This is a genomic window from Desulfovibrio sp. MES5, assembly GCF_002237645.1.
Taxonomy (GTDB): Bacteria; Desulfobacterota; Desulfovibrionia; order Desulfovibrionales; family Desulfovibrionaceae; genus Desulfovibrio.
The window spans coordinates 1-15593 of sequence record NZ_MJUZ01000025.1; the positions used below are offsets into that span (position 1 = coordinate 1).

14 protein-coding genes are annotated in these 15593 nt (G+C 58.7%); 2 read left to right on the forward strand and 12 right to left on the reverse strand.

Annotated features, from left to right (window positions below; all coding sequences use genetic code 11):
* Nucleotides 1-374 precede the first annotated feature (374 nt).
* The 7 genes from BCS36_RS08175 to BCS36_RS08205 form a co-directional block, all read right to left on the reverse strand.
* Nucleotides 375-935: a hypothetical protein gene (locus BCS36_RS08175; RefSeq protein ID WP_291302413.1), complete on the reverse strand. Its 561-nt coding sequence runs from the start codon at nucleotides 933-935 to the stop codon at nucleotides 375-377.
* Between the two features lie 96 nt (nucleotides 936-1031).
* Complete coding sequence (locus BCS36_RS08180; protein WP_291302414.1) at nucleotides 1032-1589, reverse strand: hypothetical protein; 558 nt, start codon at nucleotides 1587-1589, stop codon at nucleotides 1032-1034.
* Nucleotides 1590-1766: 177 nt separating this feature from the next.
* Nucleotides 1767-2222 carry a hypothetical protein gene (locus BCS36_RS08185; RefSeq protein ID WP_291302415.1) on the reverse strand — a complete coding sequence of 152 codons (456 nt, stop codon included), beginning with the start codon at nucleotides 2220-2222 and terminating at the stop codon, nucleotides 1767-1769.
* A gap of 96 nt (nucleotides 2223-2318) precedes the next feature.
* Nucleotides 2319-2855 (reverse strand): hypothetical protein, encoded by a 537-nt coding sequence (locus BCS36_RS08190; RefSeq protein WP_291302416.1) that lies wholly within the window; start codon nucleotides 2853-2855, stop codon nucleotides 2319-2321.
* Nucleotides 2856-2877: 22 nt separating this feature from the next.
* The gene (gene murJ / locus BCS36_RS08195; protein ID WP_291302417.1) at nucleotides 2878-4491 is read right to left on the reverse strand and encodes a murein biosynthesis integral membrane protein MurJ; all 1614 of its coding nucleotides are present in this window, start codon (nucleotides 4489-4491) and stop codon (nucleotides 2878-2880) included.
* Nucleotides 4491-7067 (reverse strand): ribonuclease R, encoded by a 2577-nt coding sequence (gene rnr / locus BCS36_RS08200; protein WP_291302418.1) that lies wholly within the window; start codon nucleotides 7065-7067, stop codon nucleotides 4491-4493. The genes murJ and rnr overlap by 1 nt, the downstream gene beginning before the upstream one ends.
* A 100-nt stretch (nucleotides 7068-7167) precedes the next feature.
* Nucleotides 7168-7872 (reverse strand): Bax inhibitor-1/YccA family protein, encoded by a 705-nt coding sequence (locus BCS36_RS08205; RefSeq protein WP_291302419.1) that lies wholly within the window; start codon nucleotides 7870-7872, stop codon nucleotides 7168-7170.
* Between the two features lie 395 nt (nucleotides 7873-8267).
* Between BCS36_RS08205 and BCS36_RS08210 the strand changes: the two genes are divergently transcribed.
* The gene (locus tag BCS36_RS08210) at nucleotides 8268-8885 is read left to right on the forward strand and encodes a peptidylprolyl isomerase (RefSeq protein ID WP_291302420.1); all 618 of its coding nucleotides are present in this window, start codon (nucleotides 8268-8270) and stop codon (nucleotides 8883-8885) included.
* Between the two features lie 770 nt (nucleotides 8886-9655).
* Here the strand turns inward: BCS36_RS08210 and ruvC are convergent.
* From ruvC to argS, 4 genes are all read right to left on the reverse strand, one after another.
* Nucleotides 9656-10171, reverse strand: coding sequence for a crossover junction endodeoxyribonuclease RuvC (gene ruvC / locus BCS36_RS08215; protein WP_291302421.1), 516 nt, complete (start codon nucleotides 10169-10171; stop codon nucleotides 9656-9658).
* 7 nt (nucleotides 10172-10178) lie between these two features.
* Complete coding sequence (locus BCS36_RS08220) at nucleotides 10179-10982, reverse strand: ABC transporter permease (protein WP_291302422.1); 804 nt, start codon at nucleotides 10980-10982, stop codon at nucleotides 10179-10181.
* Between the two features lie 627 nt (nucleotides 10983-11609).
* On the reverse strand, nucleotides 11610-12377 hold the full coding sequence (locus BCS36_RS08225) for an SPOR domain-containing protein (protein ID WP_291302423.1): 768 nt from the start codon (nucleotides 12375-12377) through the stop codon (nucleotides 11610-11612).
* Nucleotides 12378-12561: 184 nt separating this feature from the next.
* A complete protein-coding gene (gene argS / locus BCS36_RS08230) occupies nucleotides 12562-14214 on the reverse strand; it encodes an arginine--tRNA ligase (protein ID WP_291302424.1) in 1653 nt (550 codons plus the stop codon).
* Between argS and BCS36_RS08235 the strand changes: the two genes are divergently transcribed.
* Nucleotides 14204-14536 (forward strand): hypothetical protein, encoded by a 333-nt coding sequence (locus BCS36_RS08235; protein ID WP_291302425.1) that lies wholly within the window; start codon nucleotides 14204-14206, stop codon nucleotides 14534-14536. The two genes, argS and BCS36_RS08235, sit on opposite strands and share 11 nt — an antisense overlap.
* Here BCS36_RS08235 and BCS36_RS08240 read toward each other — a convergent pair.
* The gene (locus BCS36_RS08240) at nucleotides 14533-15474 is read right to left on the reverse strand and encodes an ACP S-malonyltransferase (RefSeq protein ID WP_291302426.1); all 942 of its coding nucleotides are present in this window, start codon (nucleotides 15472-15474) and stop codon (nucleotides 14533-14535) included. The two genes, BCS36_RS08235 and BCS36_RS08240, sit on opposite strands and share 4 nt — an antisense overlap.
* Between the last annotated feature and the right edge of the window lie 119 nt (nucleotides 15475-15593).

Below are 15593 nucleotides of genomic sequence, written 5' to 3' on the forward strand. Positions count from 1 at the left end.
AGGGACCCTTTTGCAAAAGGGTCCCTCCCCCACACCCCCTCCCCCTAAAACTCTTATTGTGGGTCGGAGTATTTTAACTTTGAAAAAGTGTAATGCTCTAACGCTGCACGAAGTGCAGCGCGCAACAACGTGGCGTGGATTCGGCCAAAATCGCATTTTTCGGCTGAATGAAAACTGCCCTAGTATGTTAAGGCTGCGCGCAACAGCCCATCGAGTATGCGAAAACGCCGTAACGTGCGTGGCTTCAGCTAAGGCGCAAAGTAAAAACCCCCTGACGGGGGTTTTTACTTTGTACGCGGGGATATTGAAGGAAGTGGCGGTGGTCGCAGGGCAATCAGGATTTCAAAGGCGCACCGCAATGCTGTGGATGTTTCTCATAAGCGTATGCCCATAATGCCACATGCAAGCATCACGAGATCAAACCATATAAACATGGAAATTGGCTGTAAGAACAGGCACATGACAAAAGTGGTCAGGGGTATTTTAATAAGAATTGAAGGGCTGACCCTATGGCGAAAGCGTAAAAAATACAGCCCTGCTGACAGCAATGCAACTACCCCTGTCCACAGTGCGGCTTCTACTATTCTGTATACCCCAATTTCGTCAAAGGAGTCCTGGTGCAAGACGCTCGTCAGTTGCGTTAGTTCAACATTAGTGAAGAAGAAAGTAGCGCCAACACCTACAAAAACCTGCGCATACATCCAGAAGCTACGCTCGAACCGAAATATTTTCAGACAAGCAACCGTGCCCGCAAAACTCGTGATAGCAACAGCAATATTGGTGACAACATCAGTCGTATCGGTGAGTTCCAAAGATAATCGTACGTCCTGCACAGCCCATAGCGTAAGCAGCAATAATGGCCACTGCCGCACCCATAAGTCTACTATGAATCTGGTTGTAGTATTTACCACATACTCAATACGTTCAACGATCATGCGTGTATCCTTTTGAGCAAGTATGTCTCATCGCGGGTTCGTATTGCCGGTGATTCCCAAAAGGCTGGAGTCAATTACTGACACGAATGATATTTTTCACTCGGGTATACCAAGAATGCCATATGTATACATCATCAAAATAGCCCATATAAGCATGAACACCGGTTGTAAGAATACGTACATGCAAAAGACGGTCAGAGGTATTTTAATAAGAATTGTGGGACTGATCCTATGCCGAAAGCGCAAAAAGTAAATTCCTGAAGACAATAGTGCAATTATCCCTGTCCACTGAACAGCTTCTGCTATTCGCCACACGACATATTCATCCAATCCTTCCAGGTGAAGCCTGTGCTGCAATGCTGCAACCTCTTCACCGCCCATATGTATACATAAAAAACCAATAAAAGAAGTTAGATATATCCAGAAACAGCGTTCCAGCCGAAATACTTTCAGACAAGCGACTGTGCCCGCAAAACTCGTGACAGCAACAGCAACATTGGTGACGACAACAACCGTGCTGGTGAGGTTCACAGCTATCCATAAATTCAGTGCAGCCCATAGTGTGAGTAGCAATAACGGCCACTGCCGCACCCATAAATCTACTACGAACCTGGTCGTGGTATTTACCACATACTCAATACGTTCAACGATCATGCGTGTATCCTTTTGAGCAAGTATGTCTCATCGCGGGTTCGTATTGCCGGTGATCCCCAAAAGGCTGGAGTCAATTACTGACACGAAGGATACTTTTCACTCGTGTATGCCGAGAAGGCCTTGAATGGTCAGTACCATGTATACCCAGAGAAATATAAAAAATGGTTGAAGAAACAGTTAGATAAAGAAAATTGTCAGAGGTATTTTAATAAGAACTAAGGGGCTGACCCGATGCCGGAACCGCAAAAAATAAAGCCCGACTGACAGTGCTATAATGACTCCCGTCCATTGCACTGCTTCTGTAAGTCGCCATATAATATTGTAGTCTAACGCTTCCAGATGCAGAGATTTCTGTATTTCGTGCATATTGACTGGATCAAAGGCTACAAAGGGAAGGCCCATAAATGCCAGTCCGTATATCCAGAAGCAGCGTTCAAGGTGAAACGCCTTCAGGCAAGCAACTGTACCCACAAAACTCGCGGCGAAAACAAGCCTGCTTATGATGTCATCCGCGCCCAGGAAATCCAGAACAGCGCACAGGATGAGCAGCAATAACGGCCAGTGCCGCACCCATAAATCTACTACGAACCTGGTTGTGGTATTTACCACATACTCAATACGTTCAACGATCATGTGCGCACCCTTTTGAGCAAGTATGTCTCGTTGTGGGTTCGTTTTGTAGATGATTCCCAAAAGGCTGGAGTCAATTACTGACACGAATGATACTTTTCACTCGGGCATGCCTAGAATGCCCTGTATGGTCAGCGCCATGCCTCCCCAGAGAAGCATGAAAAACGGTTGCAAGAAAGCGTACATACAAAAGACGGTCAGAGGTATTTTAATAATAGCTACGGGATTGACCCTATGCCGGAACCGCAAAAAATAAAGCCCGGCTGACAGTGCTATAATAACTCCTGTCCATTGCACTGCTTCTGTAAGTCGCCATATAGCACTGTAGTCTAACGCTTCAAGATGCAGAAATTTTTGTATTTCGTGCATATCTACTGGATCAAAGGCTACAAAGGGAAGGCCCATAAACGCCAGCACGTATACCCAGAAGCAACGTTCAAGGTGAAATGCCTTCAGACAAGCAACTGTACCCACAAAACTCGCGGCGAAAACAAGCCTGCTTATGCTGTCATTCGTGTCCAGGAAATCCAGGACAGCGCACAGGATGAGCAGCAATAACGGCCAGTGCCGCACCCAGAAGTCTACTACGAACCTGGTTGTGGTATTTACCACAGACTCAATACGCTCAACGATCATGCGCGCATCCTCTTGAGCAGACTTATGTTCGCCGTAATTTTCGCAATACCGGCTCCATAATGGACGGGGCCAGCCACAGGCACAAGGGCAAAAAAAGCAGCAAAAAGGCGCAGCCGCCCAGGGCAAGAGCCAGCAGGGCCGCCCACAGGGCATGCAGGCCAAGATCAGCCGCGCGGCTGAGGGTATAGGCGCTCAGCCACCACGCGGCGGCAGCGCCGGGCAGGGAGCAGCCTGTGGCGCGTAACGCAAGACCGCACAGGCCGGCAAACGCGCCTTGACCCTGCCGTCTGGCCCACAGCGCCATGAGCCACAGCACGTAAAGACTCACGCTCAGGCCGGAAAGGGCGGCAATGGCCCATGCCCCGTGCGGCACAGCCCAATAATAGTAAATGGGCAGGCAAACTACTGTCATGATTGTGCCGGTGACAGCCGGGGTTATGGTGTCGCCGTGAGCGTAATAGGCCCGTACCAGCACCATGTAGATGATCCAGAACGGCGTGGCGGCCAGCATGATTTGCGTGAGCGGGGTGGCGGCAAGGGTTTCGGCGGGGCCAAAGCGCCCGCCCTGAAAAATGACGCCCAAAATAGGCCCGGCGCAGGCCGTCATGGCCAGAGCGCAGGGGATGATAAGCCCCAGACTGGCCCGCAAGGCCGTGCGCAGGGTGCGGTCAAAGCCCTCCCTGTCGCCATCAGTAAGCAGCTTGACCAGAAAGGGATACGACGCCACGGCGGCGGCCTGCCCCATAAGGCCCACAGGCACCTGCGTGATGCGCCGCGCGTAGTTGAGCAGGCTTACGGCTCCGTCGCCCACCAGCGAGCCGAAAACGCGCAAAAACTGTTCGTCCAGCATCATGATGGTCTGTCCCAGCATGAGGGGCAGGGCGGTGACAAGAAATTTGCCCATGAGGGGATGTCGCCACACGGCCCGCAGGCGCATACCGTCCTGCAGGGCAACCATGAGGGGCAGAATGAAGGTGCCGACGGCGGCCCCGAAGGTCACGCCGGCGCAGTAGCCCGTCATGCCTTCAAGGTGTTTGAGTATGGAGGCGGGCAGTGCGTTCTGCACCAGGGGCAGCCCGGCCAGCCAGGGCAGGGTCAGGCCGCCAAGGATGATGCCGCCGTTGTAGATGATGGGAGCCAGCGCGGGCACGCGGAACTGCCGCCGCATAAAAAGCAGGGCCGTTATGCAGGCCCCGCAGAGAAAGAAAACCTGCGCGGGCAGCACGATACGCATGAAAAAGGCCAGCCGCAGCCACTGCTCCGGCGTAAAGCCGGGGGCTATCAGACGGGCCAGGGGTTCGGCGGCCAGCATGCCCGCAATGGTAAGGGCCAGGGAGGCTGTGCCCATCCAGCAGAACACGCAGGAAAAAAATTTCCAGGCGTCTTCCTCATCCTCCTGAAAGCGGCGCGACAGCAGGGGGATGATGGTGATGGACATAAAGCCGCCAGCCAGCATGTAATTGATGATGTCCGGCACCACAAAGGCGGCGAAGTACATGTCCGCCTCGCCCCCGGCCCCGAACTGCCACGAGATGACCTTGTCGCGCACAAGGCCCATGAGGCGCGAAATAATGGTGCTGGCGGCCAGAATAAGGGCCGCCGCACCCATATGCTGTCTGGAGGACAGAAGGCCCATCAGCCGCGTTTTCCTGCAGTCTTTTTGCCGGGCCTGCCGGATTTTGCGGGCGCGGCCGTACCGCCCTTGCCGCTCTTGCCGCCTTGGCCGTTGCCTTTACGGGCCGACGGTTTGCCGGGCTGGGCGGGTTTGCCCGCGCCGTTCTTTTTGCCGTTTCTGGAGGGCTTGCCCGGCGTTCCGTTTTTTGAGCGGCCATCGCCGTCGCCGGGCGAAACCAGCTTCCAGCCGGAGGATGAACCCTTGCGGCCCCCGGCAGCGCGGCCTGCTGCTGCACCCTTGCCGCGCACGCCTTTGCCACGTGCGTTTCGCGCGCCCCGGCTGCCCATGCCCTTGGGCAGTTCCAGCGGCATAAGGCGGATTTCAAGGCGGCCCAGATTCACTTCGGCCAGGGCCGCGTCCAGCTTCTGGCCCATGTGCCAGATGATGCCGGAATGCTGGCCCACAAGGCTCATTGTGCGGGCGTCAAAGTCGTACCAGTCGTCGCCCAGGTCTTCCACGCGAATCATGCCTTCCACAGGCATTTCGGTCAGTTCCACAAAGACGCCAAAGTCCGTTACGCCCGCCACAATGCCGCTGAAATGCTCGCCCACGCGGGGCAGCAGGGCAAGGCAGCCAAGGCGGCGGTCCATCTCGCGTTCGCAGGCCATGGCCGCCCGTTCGCGTCTGTTCAGTTGGTCGGCGATGCGCAAAAGCTTCTGACCGGCGGGCACAGGCCCGGCATCCAGCCCCAGCGACGTTTTGAGCGCCCTGTGGGTCAGCAGGTCGGCATAGCGGCGGATGGGCGAGGTAAAGTGGCAGTAGGCCACGGATGCCAGTCCGAAGTGCCCCTCGTTAACGGGCATGTAGCGCGCCTGGGGCATGGCCCGCAGGCAGAGGCGGTTGACCAGGAATTCCTGCGGCGTGCCTTGAACAGCGGCCAGTACGCCCTGCATGGAGGCCGCCGTGGGCCGGGGCGGCAGGTTTTCAAAACCTGTGGCTTCCAGCGTGTCAAAAAGGCTTTCAAGCCTTTCGGGGTCCGGTTCGGGGTGTATGCGGTAGAGAAAGGGAATGTCCGCATCACGCAGGTGGCGGGCCACGGCCTCGTTGGCCGCGATCATGAATTCTTCAATGAGGCGGTGGGCATCGTGCCGCAGGCGGTGCCCAAGCCAGGCCACGCGGCCAAGGTCGTCCAGGCGGCATTCCGCTTCGGGCAGATCAAAGTCCAGCGTGCCGCGCTCACGGCGCACGTCACGCAATACGGCGTAAAGCGCGAAGGCCTTGTCCAGCATGGCCAGCACTTCTTCGCCGCGTTCCTGCGCCTTGAGGTCAGCAAGGGCGGCGGCGTCCTTGTCCAGCAGGCAGGCCTTGACCTGATCATAGGTCAGGCGCGCCGCCGAGCGCATGACAGCCTGCGAAAAACGCGGCTTGCCTGGCTGGCCCTTGGCGGTAAAGGGAATTTCTGCCAGCATGGCCAGCCTGTTCACGTTGGGGCGCAGGCTGCACAGGCCGTTGGACAGAATCTCGGGCAGCATGGGTTCCACGGAACGGGGGAAATACCAGGAATTGCCGCGCGAAAGGGCTTCGGCGTCAAGCGCGCCGGGGCAGCCGCGCCCGCGCGGGCGCACATAATGGCTCACGTCGGCAATGGCGACGCGCAGAATCCAGCCCTTGCCTCCGGGCTGCTCCCCCACGTGGATGGCGTCGTCAAAGTCTCTTGCGTCAGCGCCGTCAATGGTCACCAGCGCGAGATGGCGCACGTCCTGTCGGCCCTTGAAGTCGGTTTCTTCCGGCTCGCCGGGCAGGGCCTGGGCCTCGGCCAGGACTCCAGCGGGAAAGTCGCGGGGCACTTCGTGATTGAGCTTGACCAGCTCCTCCTGCACGGCCACGTCGTCTTCGCGCCCGTAGTCGCCCAAAAGGCGGGCGCTCCAGAGATCAGAGGCCAGGGCTTTGATGGGGGCCAGCAGCACAAGCGTTCCCTGAGCCGGGGCTGGCGTGCCTTCGGGCAGCTCCACATTGAAGTCGGCGGGCAGGCGGCTGTCTGCCGGGCGGCAGAAGATGCTGTTGCCGTGACGACTGACCACGTGCGCGGGCACTTCTTTGAGGCCGCGTTCAAGCACTTCAATGACGCGCCCTTCAGCCGAAGGCCCGCGCGGCGCGCCGGGCGCAAGGGCCACGCGCACCATATCCTTGTGCCATGCGCCGCCGTTCTGGGCAGCGGGGATGTAAATGTCCTTGTCTCCGGCAAACTGCCAGCGCGCGTCGCCCAGGTCGTCATCATCGGCAGGGCGCATGGGCGTTACAAAGCCCGCGCCTTCGCGCAGGGCGCTGAAGCGCCCGGTAATGGTTTTCAGGCTTTCGGGGCGTATCCACAACCCCCCGCGCAGCCGCAGCGTACGGCCCTGCTGTTCAAGGTCTTCAAGTGCGGCTTCCAGTTCTTTTCTGTCGCGACGGGCAAGCCCCAGAATGCGTAAAAGGCCGTCCAGGCGCATGGGGCGGTTCTGGGCGGCAAGCGTTTGCAGCAGCTCTTCATGAGAAGGAACGCTGCCAGTAGTCGCGGAAGCACCAGTGCCGCCGCGAAGATTTTTTTGTTTTTTCATAAAGTTCATTCACTCTGCAAGGCACGAAAAAGGGGCAAAAGGCCAGACCTTTCGCCCCTCACTGCGTGCTTGCTCTCAGGCTGTGCCCAAGGCGCGGCTATCAGTTGCGGTTGCCGCCGAAAAGGCGCAGCAGCATGAGGAAAAGATTGATAAAGTCCAGATACAGGGTCAGCGCGCCAAGGATGGCGCCACGGCGCACGGCCGTAGCATCGTCCAGAGGGGCGCTTTCACCGAACCGGCGCAGCTTTTGCGTGTCATAGGCGGTGAGGCCCGTAAAAATAAGTACGCCAAGGCAGCTCACCACAAAGTCCATCATGGCGCTCTTCAGGAAGATATTGACGACCATGGCGATGACAATGCCGATGAGGCCCATGAACAGGAAGCTGCCCATGGCGGTCAGATCGCGTTTGGTCACTGTGCCGTAGACGGTCATGGCCAGGAAGGTGCCTGTGGTGACCAGAAAGGCGTTGGTGATGGACGCGATGGGGTAGATCACAAAAATGGACGACAGCGTAGCCCCTGTCAGCGCCGAATACAGCAGAAACAGGCCAGTGGCCGTGCTGCCGGACATTTTGTGCACAGCGGCTGAAATGGCGATGACCAGGCCGAACTGGGCCACGATAAGGGCGATCATGATCAGCGAATTGCCAAAAATGACCTGCTGCACGGCGGGCGTGCTTGCAACAAACCAGGCCACAAGGGTGGTGACGCCAAGGCCCACGGTCATCCACTGGTAGACCTGACGCATGTAAATGGAAGCAACGCTACTGACGCCGCTTTGCGCGACACTGCGAGAATTCGACATTATATCCTCCGAAAAACTGTTGAAGCCTGACCGGCCCCGGCATTCCTACACGGACTGCCGCACGGCACTGCCGCAAGGATGGTGTCCTTATGCATGCCGGACAAGCCGTATCTCCTGTCTTCTTTCATATACTATATGACACAAGCCCGGTTTAGCAAGTCCCGCCCCGCGCAAAACGCCAGTAATCCGGGATGCGGGCTCTTCACATTGTCCCAATGTCAGCGCAGGATGCCGCACGGGACGGGATGTGACATTTGTGTGTCATATGTCGGCAAAACGGCGTGCAACCGTTATCTGACAGCAACTTGATGGGCGCGGGCTGCCGTGGTAGCGTTGCGGAGCGGTCGGGCGGACGTCCGGCCTTCATCATACCGCAGCAACGTAAGGAGTTACATATGAAATTTTTTCGTTCCGGCGTCATGTTTCGCGCCCTGGCTTTGTCTCTCTGCCTGATGGCGGCCCCGCTCATGGCCGTGGGGCTTGGGCTTTCTTCCGCCCATGCCGCCACTCCCGATCCGGCTGTGAAGCTTGAGACCAACTATGGCGACATCATCGTGCGCCTGGACGCCCGCAAAGCTCCCATCAGCACCGCCAACTTTGTGCAGTACGTCAAATCGGGCTTTTATGACGGCACCATTTTTCATCGGGTCATCAAGAATTTTATGGTCCAGGGCGGCGGTTTCACCTCTGACCTGAAGCAGAAGGAAACCCGCGCCGCCATCCGCAACGAAGCGGATAACGGCCTCAAGAACAAAAAGTACACCATTGCCATGGCCCGCACCGGCGAACCGCACTCGGCAACCGCCCAGTTCTTCATCAATACCAAGGACAACGATTTTCTGGACTTCAAGAGCCAGACTCCTCAGGGCTGGGGCTATGCGGTCTTTGGCAAGGTGGTCAAGGGCCAGGAAGTGGTGGACAAAATTGCCGCCGTCACCACTGGCAAAAAGGGCTACTATGATGACGTGCCGATGGAAAACGTCATCATCAAGAAGGCCGTGATCGTTGAGTAGTGCTGCTGCGCAGTGATGGTTCGCGCTTTGGCGCATATGTTAAAGGGCCGCAAGGCCCTTTTTTTGTGCCTTGCAGGTACGTGAGCTTTTTATTTTAGGCGGTTGCGGGGGCGGGCGAGAATTCTTCGCGTAAGCGTTTCAAAGCAAAAAAAGCAGGGCTTGTCCTTTGAGTGGGAGTTTCTGTGTCCTGCGGGCTGGCGCTCTGAAGAAAGCAAAGTAAGGCTTGTTCGTTGAGAGGCGGGTTCTGTGCCCTGCGGGCACGGGGGCTTTTCATTTATTTAGTTTGGGCCGCCTGCGCGGCGGGCGGCAGATGGGGGCCTGTTAGGGGCTGCCGCCCCTCCGAGGCCCCCTCTGCACTCCCCCCGGACGACCCCGCTGGGCTTGTCGTATATTTCCACTCCCACGGACTAGCCTTCAATGACCTTCCATATCCCACCATTCCACGAGGGCCGAGAAGGGGGCGCAGCCCCATAACCGGCCCCGCCTTGCCGCCCGCCGCGCAGGCGGCCCAAATGAAAGAAAGTGAAAACCCACGTGCCCGCAGGGCACAATAGCTTACTCGCAAAGGACAGGCCCGATCTTCCTCCACCGGAAGTATCTGCCGCCCGCCGCGCAGGGGGCCAAAACAAACAAAAAAAAGCCCCCGTGCCCGCAGGGCACAGAAGCTCACTCTCAAAGGACAAGCCCTGCTTTCTTGTCTTCAGGTCTCCCGCCGCGCATATCCACCCATCTGCCGCTCGCCGCGCAGGCATCCCAAATCGAAGAAACAGCTATTTCCCCGCTAGGGCAGCAAACCTCCGCATGGTCAAATGACAGATGGCCACGGCCAGAGCATCGGAGGTATCCAGCGCCCAGTCGGCGTTTTTGACGTTGAGCAGGCGCTGCACCATAAAGGACACCTGTTCTTTTTCGGCGCGGCCCGTGCCCACAAGGGATTTTTTTACGAGCGTTGGTTCATAGTCGCGTATGACAAGACCGTGGGCGGCGCAGGCGGCCACGGCCACGCCCCTTGCCTGCCCAAGTTTGAGGGCGCTGGCCGCGTTCTTGGCGGTAAAAACCTGCTCAATGGCGGCTTCGTCGGGTTTGAGGCGGGCCACAATGGCTAAAAGCTCATGATAGATGCGCGCCAGACGGTCAGAAAATTCCTTGCCCGCCGAGGCTGTGCGCACCACGCCGCAGTCCACCAGCTGTAACACGCCAGAAGTCTCGCGCACCACGCCCCAGCCCGTGCGTTGCGAACCGGGGTCGATGCCCAGAACCGTGACGGTTCCTTTGGTGTTGCACATTGGCATATTACAGCAAAAACGAGGTGATGACGTAGTCCGCCGCCAAAATCAGCACGCAGGATATGACCACGGCCGAGGTTGTGGCGTTGCCCACGGCTTCGGGGCCCACGCTGTCGCGGCGCATGTTGGTGTAGTAGCCCTGGCGGCAGCAGATGGTGGAGACCAGCAGCCCGAACACAATGGCTTTGATGAACCCGCCGGACACGTCCGTCATGGTTACGGAACTGGAGATGCGGTAAAAGTAGGCGCCCTGGTTGATGCCAAGCATGAGCACGCCCGTGAGATAGCCGCCAATGATGCCGATGACGTCAAAAACCGCCGTAAGCAGGGGAAAGCTGATGAGCGAAGCCACAAGGCGCGGGCTGACAAGGTAGCCCATTGAGTTGATGTCCATCACGTCCAGAGCGTCGATCTGGTCAGTGATGCGCATGACGCCTATTTCCGCCGTCATTGAGGATCCCGCGCGGCCTGTGAGCATGATGGCCGTAAGCACCGGGCCAAGCTCGCGTATGAGCGTCAGCGACACGGCGGAACCGAGCATTCCCACGGACCCGAACTGCACCAGGGTATAATAGCCTTGCAATCCCAGCACCATGCCGCAAAAAATGCCGATGAGCATGATGAGAAAAAAGGATTTGGAGCCGATGATATACAACTGCTGCAAGGTGCGCCGGAATATCTTTCTGCTGCCAAATATCTGGGCGAGCCCCTCGAACATGAAGATGGCCGTGCCGCCCAAAGCGTCCAGGCCGCGCAGGCAAGGACGGCCAATAAGGCGTAAAAAGCCTGTGATGGTAAGGGATTGTGTCATGCGGACTCCTTAGAGCAGCTTACGAATGAAATGAGTTGACTGCTCTGCAAGGATTTTTCTGAAAATCCTTGCCACGAAATGCGAGCAGGCGGGCTTTTGCCTGCCGTGTGCGGGCATTTCAAGTGTTAAGGAAACGCTGATTTATTTCGTTTGGCGGCGTTGCTTCACTTTTTTTGAAACAGTCGAGGACGGAAGAGTCCACTCCTGCTTCAAAAAAAGATCGCGCCTTGCCAAACGAAAGAACTGCGCGTTTCCAAGAGGCTCTTTAATCAGTGCTTCCTTAAATGCTCTGGGGCGGATTGCCGGTGCGAACATGCGTTCACAGCGTCAGGGCATCTAACCTATTAGAGCATTTTCGCATTGAGAATATCTATTCTCGCGGTAGCCGTTGCCCGCTCCTGCGGGCCTGCGGATAGCGACAGCGGTTACACAGAGCAAAATGTATAGTTACTCATGCTGTCTTTAGCCGTAGCTTCCTGCGTCGCAACGCCTGAAGCAATGCTTCCAAGACGCCCGCTCCGGCGTTTAACCGCGCAGATAAACTGCGCTTACGCCTCCACGGCGGGCGTCTGCTCCCGCATCCGTCAGAGCAATTTCAAAGAGAAACTGCTCTAAAGGTTGCAATACTCAGCGGCTGGCGCCGCGGCTTTTGCCGGGCACGGCCTTTTTGGACGTCTGTATGGGCGCGCCGAGCTTCAAGCGGCCAAGCTCTTCGCGCAGATTGTTTGCGTCAAGCTCGGTGCCGCGCAGGTTGACCATGACCAGCTGAACCTTGCCGCTTTTTTGCAGGCGTGTGCGTATGCCGCGCTCTTCAAGCTTTTTGCGCAGCTTGTCGGCGTCGTCCGTGCTTTTGAAGGCTGCCACCTGAAAAACAAAGTCGTACTGCGGCGCTTGCGGGGCCGCCGCTTTCTGGGCCTGAGCCGATGCCTGGGCTTGCGTCGCAGGAGTTTTTGCAGCCTGTGCGCCTGGTTGCGCGCCAGCTTGCGCTCCCCCCTGAGGCTGTTTGCCGCCATGCCAGGCGGCAAGACTGTTGGCGCTGGGCCGATCAAAGGGATATGCCGAGGGGTTGGCCGGGCTGCCAGCCTCGGCGGCTGGAGGAACTGCGGCTGCAGCCGGAGCCGCCGCCTGCGGCCCTGCCGCAGCGCCGTCAGGGGCGGGCGCTTCCTGCCCTTTGGGGGTCGAGGCGTCGGGTTCCGTCCCGGCGGCGGTCGCCGCTACCGGCGTATTCGGAGCATCCGCGCCGCCTTGCGCCGTTTGCTGGGCCTGTTTGTCCAGTTGCAGGCCAGTCATCTGTTCAACGCGCTGCTCCGGGTTCTGCCCCCTTCCCACCATAAAGCCCATAAAGAAAGACCAGCCCACGGCGGCCATGAGTATAAGCCCCAGCAGAGTGGCCATAGGCGCCGAGAGGCGTAGGGTGAGCCGTTTTTTATCGCTTGCGGCGGGGCTCGCGGCGGTTTTTTGTCTGGGTTTGCGTAACGGTGGGGGCATTCCTGATCCTTGTGTGCGTTCTTACTGGCGTATGCGCCGGACGGGCAGGGTGAACCGCGCCCGTCCGGCGTCACAAACAAATCCTGCGGTGCTACATGCTTTCCGGCGCACTGACGCCGAGCACGTCCAGGCCGTTGCGCACGACCTGTCCAACGGCCCGCAGCAGGGCCAGACGGGCCAGGGTGCGCGGGGCGTCGTCGGCCAGCAGCACCTGATGCTTGGCGTAGTAGCTGTGCAGCAGCCCGGCCAGATCCGTCAGATAGTGGCTCACATGGTGCACGCCGAGGGACTGCGCTGCTGACTGCAGCATGTCTTCAAACCCGGCAACCTTGCGCAGCAGGGCCATGTCTTCGGGCGTATCCAGCGGAGCCAGCAGGGCGGCGTCCGTTTTTTCAGGCAGCTCGAAGCCGCGTTCGGCGGCCCGGCGCAGCACAGCGCAGATGCGCGCATAGGCGTACTGCACGTAGTAGACAGGGTTGTCCATACTGCGCTGTTTGGCAAGCTCCAGGTCAAAGTCCAGCGGGCTGTCGCTCTTGCGCGATAAAAACATGAAGCGCGCCGCGTCCGTGCCCACTTCCTTAATAACGTCGGACAGGGTTTCAAAGGTTCCCGCCCTGGTGGACATGCTCACGGGCTGACCCTCGCGCAGCAGGTTCACAAGCTGGATGAGAACCACGTCAAAACTGCTCTGATCCTTGCCCATGGCGGTGATGGCCGCGCGCATGCGGGGGATGTAGCCGTGGTGGTCAGCTCCCCAGATGTCGATAAGCCAGTCAAACCCGCGCTCGAACTTGTCGTGATGATAGGCAATGTCGGAGGCAAAGTAGGTCAGCGTGCCGTCAGATTTTTTGAGCACGCGGTCCTTGTCGTCGCCGAGCTGCTCGGTGGCAAACCAGAAGGCATTGTCCTTGTCATAGGTATAGCCCGATTTGCCCAGCGCCGCAAAGGCCGCATCCACTGCGCCGTCTTCCACAAGGGTTTTTTCCGAAAACCAGCGCAAATGCTCCACGCGGAAGTCGCGCAAATCGTCCTTGATGCCGTTGAGGATGTCGTTCATGGCCTTGTCGTAGCACATGTCCTCGCCCTCGGCTGCGGGCATGTCGGGCAGGCCGGGGTTGGCTTCAAGCATTTCACGAGCGATATCAATGATATAGTCGCCCTTGTAATAGTCTTCGGGCCATTCCACCGTGCGCCCGGCCAGTTCCAGCACGCGCAGCCATACGGAAAGGCCCAGCAGGCGCATCTGGCGACCGGCGTCATTGATGTAGTATTCCGTATGAACGTGGTGTCCGGCCTTGCGCAGCAGGCGGGCCAGGCTGTCGCCAACGGCAGCCCCGCGCCCGTGGCCCACATGCAGCGGGCCGGTGGGGTTGGCCGAAACATATTCCAGAAGCACTCTGCGGCCGGGTTCCTTGCTTTCGCCGTAGCTCTGGCCCGCTCTTTCAATATCGGCGACGGTCTCACGCCAGAAGGCCTGGCTGAAGGTCACATTGCAAAAACCCGGTCCGGCGACTTCGACCTTTTCCACGTCGGGGCAGCGCTCCTGAAGCTTCTGGACGAATTTTTGCCCAAGCTCGCGGGGATTGGTTTTTGCTTCCTTTGCCAGCAGCATGGCCGAATTGACGGAAAGATCGCCGTGGCGGGGGTCGCGGGGCGGCTCAATAACCGTTTTGGCGGGCCAGGCAAGGCCCTCTTCTTCAATAATGGCCGCCAGGGCCGTGCGCAGGGTTTCAATGGCGCGCATAGTGCTTTCGCATCCTTTACGTATACAGGTTCTTCTGGTGCAGTTCGTCACTGCGGCGGGGCAGTCGGCCCGCGTCCGTCAGTCGGCTCCGGCGGCGGGGCCGGAGTGTTTTTATCTTGTGGGCCGCATACTCTGGCAAATGTATTTTCGCAAGGGTTCAGGCGTTCCCGCCTGGGCGAGCAACCGCGCGGATGCCCGCGCTTATGCCGTTGCCCAGTGTTATGTCTTTGCCCGGCGCGCGCCGTCACGCAGCGCTTGCGCGTTCACGGCGGTCGCCTGCTTTCGCAGCCGCCAGCGGAGCTTCAGACGGAAAGCGTTCTAGCCTGCCAGGGCCGCAGCGCTTTCGGCGTTATTGACAAGCTCCACGGTCAGTTGATCCGCCTGGGCGCGGTCGGCCAGGCAGGGAGCGACCATCTTGCCAAGCACGGCCTTGGGGCCCAGTTCCAGCCAGCGGCGAGCGCCGTCATCGTACTGATTGCGCATGGTGTCAATCCACTGCACGGATGAGGTCATCTGGGCCAGCAGGCTTTCAAGCGCGCTTTCGCCCTCGTGGACGGCCTTGCCGTGGGCATTGCAGTAGATGGGGAACTTGGGCCTGCTCCAGGTGGCCTTGCGCAACCGCGGGGCGATCTCCTTGCTGGCGTCTGCCATCATAGGGCTGTGAAAGGCCCCGCTGACCTTGAGTTCAATGCCACGGCCCTTGGCTTCCTTGGCCTTCTGGCAGGCCAGGACCACGGCGGCCTTGGTGCCGCTGACCACAAGCTGTCCCGGCGTGTTGTAGTTGGCCACAAGGATCATCTCGCCGCATTCGGCGGCGGTGTCGGCCACAATTTTTTCCACCTGGGCAAGATCCAGTTTGAGCAGGGCGGCCATGGCCCCCTTGCCTTCAGGGTCAGCTTCGGCCATAAGGCGGCCGCGCAGGCTGGTCAGTTCCAGCACGCTTTGGGGCGAGAGCACCCCTGCGGCGGCCAGGGCGCTGAATTCGCCAAGGCTGTGTCCTGCGGCGGCCAGAGGCTTCACACGGCCAGCCACGGCGCTCCAGAGGTTCAGGTTCACCACGGTAAGGGCCGGTTGCAGGGCGCGCGTGTCATTCATGGCGGCGTCGTCGCCGTCCCAGTAAATTTCGCGCAGGGGCAGACCGCTGGCCCGCTCGGCCAGTTTCCAGAGGTTCATGGCATCGGCTGAGGCTTCAGCCAGATCGCGGCCCATGCCCGCTTCCTGTGATCCCTGACCGGGAAAAAGCAGAACGGCTTGTGTCATCGGAACGTATCCTCCAAGGGCGCGGCAGGCAGGCCGCATATGGTCAAAATTGGCGCGGCGTGACCGCAAGCCCTCTTTTTTACGTTATCGGCGCGGGGCTTGCAAGTCCCGGTCGGCGG

Bases quoted from the DNA above. Each gene is read 5' to 3' on its own strand.
- BCS36_RS08210 (WP_291302420.1), top strand. From the start codon at position 8,268: ATGAAATTTTTTCGTTCCGGCGTCATGTTTCGCGCCCTGGCTTTGTCT.
- murJ (WP_291302417.1), bottom strand. From the start codon at position 4,491: ATGGGCCTTCTGTCCTCCAGACAGCATATGGGTGCGGCGGCCCTTATT.
- BCS36_RS08190 (WP_291302416.1), bottom strand. From the start codon at position 2,855: ATGATCGTTGAGCGTATTGAGTCTGTGGTAAATACCACAACCAGGTTC.
- BCS36_RS08180 (WP_291302414.1), bottom strand. From the start codon at position 1,589: ATGATCGTTGAACGTATTGAGTATGTGGTAAATACCACGACCAGGTTC.
- argS (WP_291302424.1), bottom strand. From the start codon at position 14,214: ATGCGCGCCATTGAAACCCTGCGCACGGCCCTGGCGGCCATTATTGAA.
- ruvC (WP_291302421.1), bottom strand. From the start codon at position 10,171: ATGTGCAACACCAAAGGAACCGTCACGGTTCTGGGCATCGACCCCGGT.
- rnr (WP_291302418.1), bottom strand. From the start codon at position 7,067: ATGAAAAAACAAAAAAATCTTCGCGGCGGCACTGGTGCTTCCGCGACT.
- BCS36_RS08175 (WP_291302413.1), bottom strand. From the start codon at position 935: ATGATCGTTGAACGTATTGAGTATGTGGTAAATACTACAACCAGATTC.
- BCS36_RS08225 (WP_291302423.1), bottom strand. From the start codon at position 12,377: ATGGCCACTCTGCTGGGGCTTATACTCATGGCCGCCGTGGGCTGGTCT.
- BCS36_RS08235 (WP_291302425.1), top strand. From the start codon at position 14,204: ATGGCGCGCATAGTGCTTTCGCATCCTTTACGTATACAGGTTCTTCTG.
- BCS36_RS08220 (WP_291302422.1), bottom strand. From the start codon at position 10,982: ATGACACAATCCCTTACCATCACAGGCTTTTTACGCCTTATTGGCCGT.
- BCS36_RS08240 (WP_291302426.1), bottom strand. From the start codon at position 15,474: ATGACACAAGCCGTTCTGCTTTTTCCCGGTCAGGGATCACAGGAAGCG.
- BCS36_RS08205 (WP_291302419.1), bottom strand. From the start codon at position 7,872: ATGTCGAATTCTCGCAGTGTCGCGCAAAGCGGCGTCAGTAGCGTTGCT.
- BCS36_RS08185 (WP_291302415.1), bottom strand. From the start codon at position 2,222: ATGATCGTTGAACGTATTGAGTATGTGGTAAATACCACAACCAGGTTC.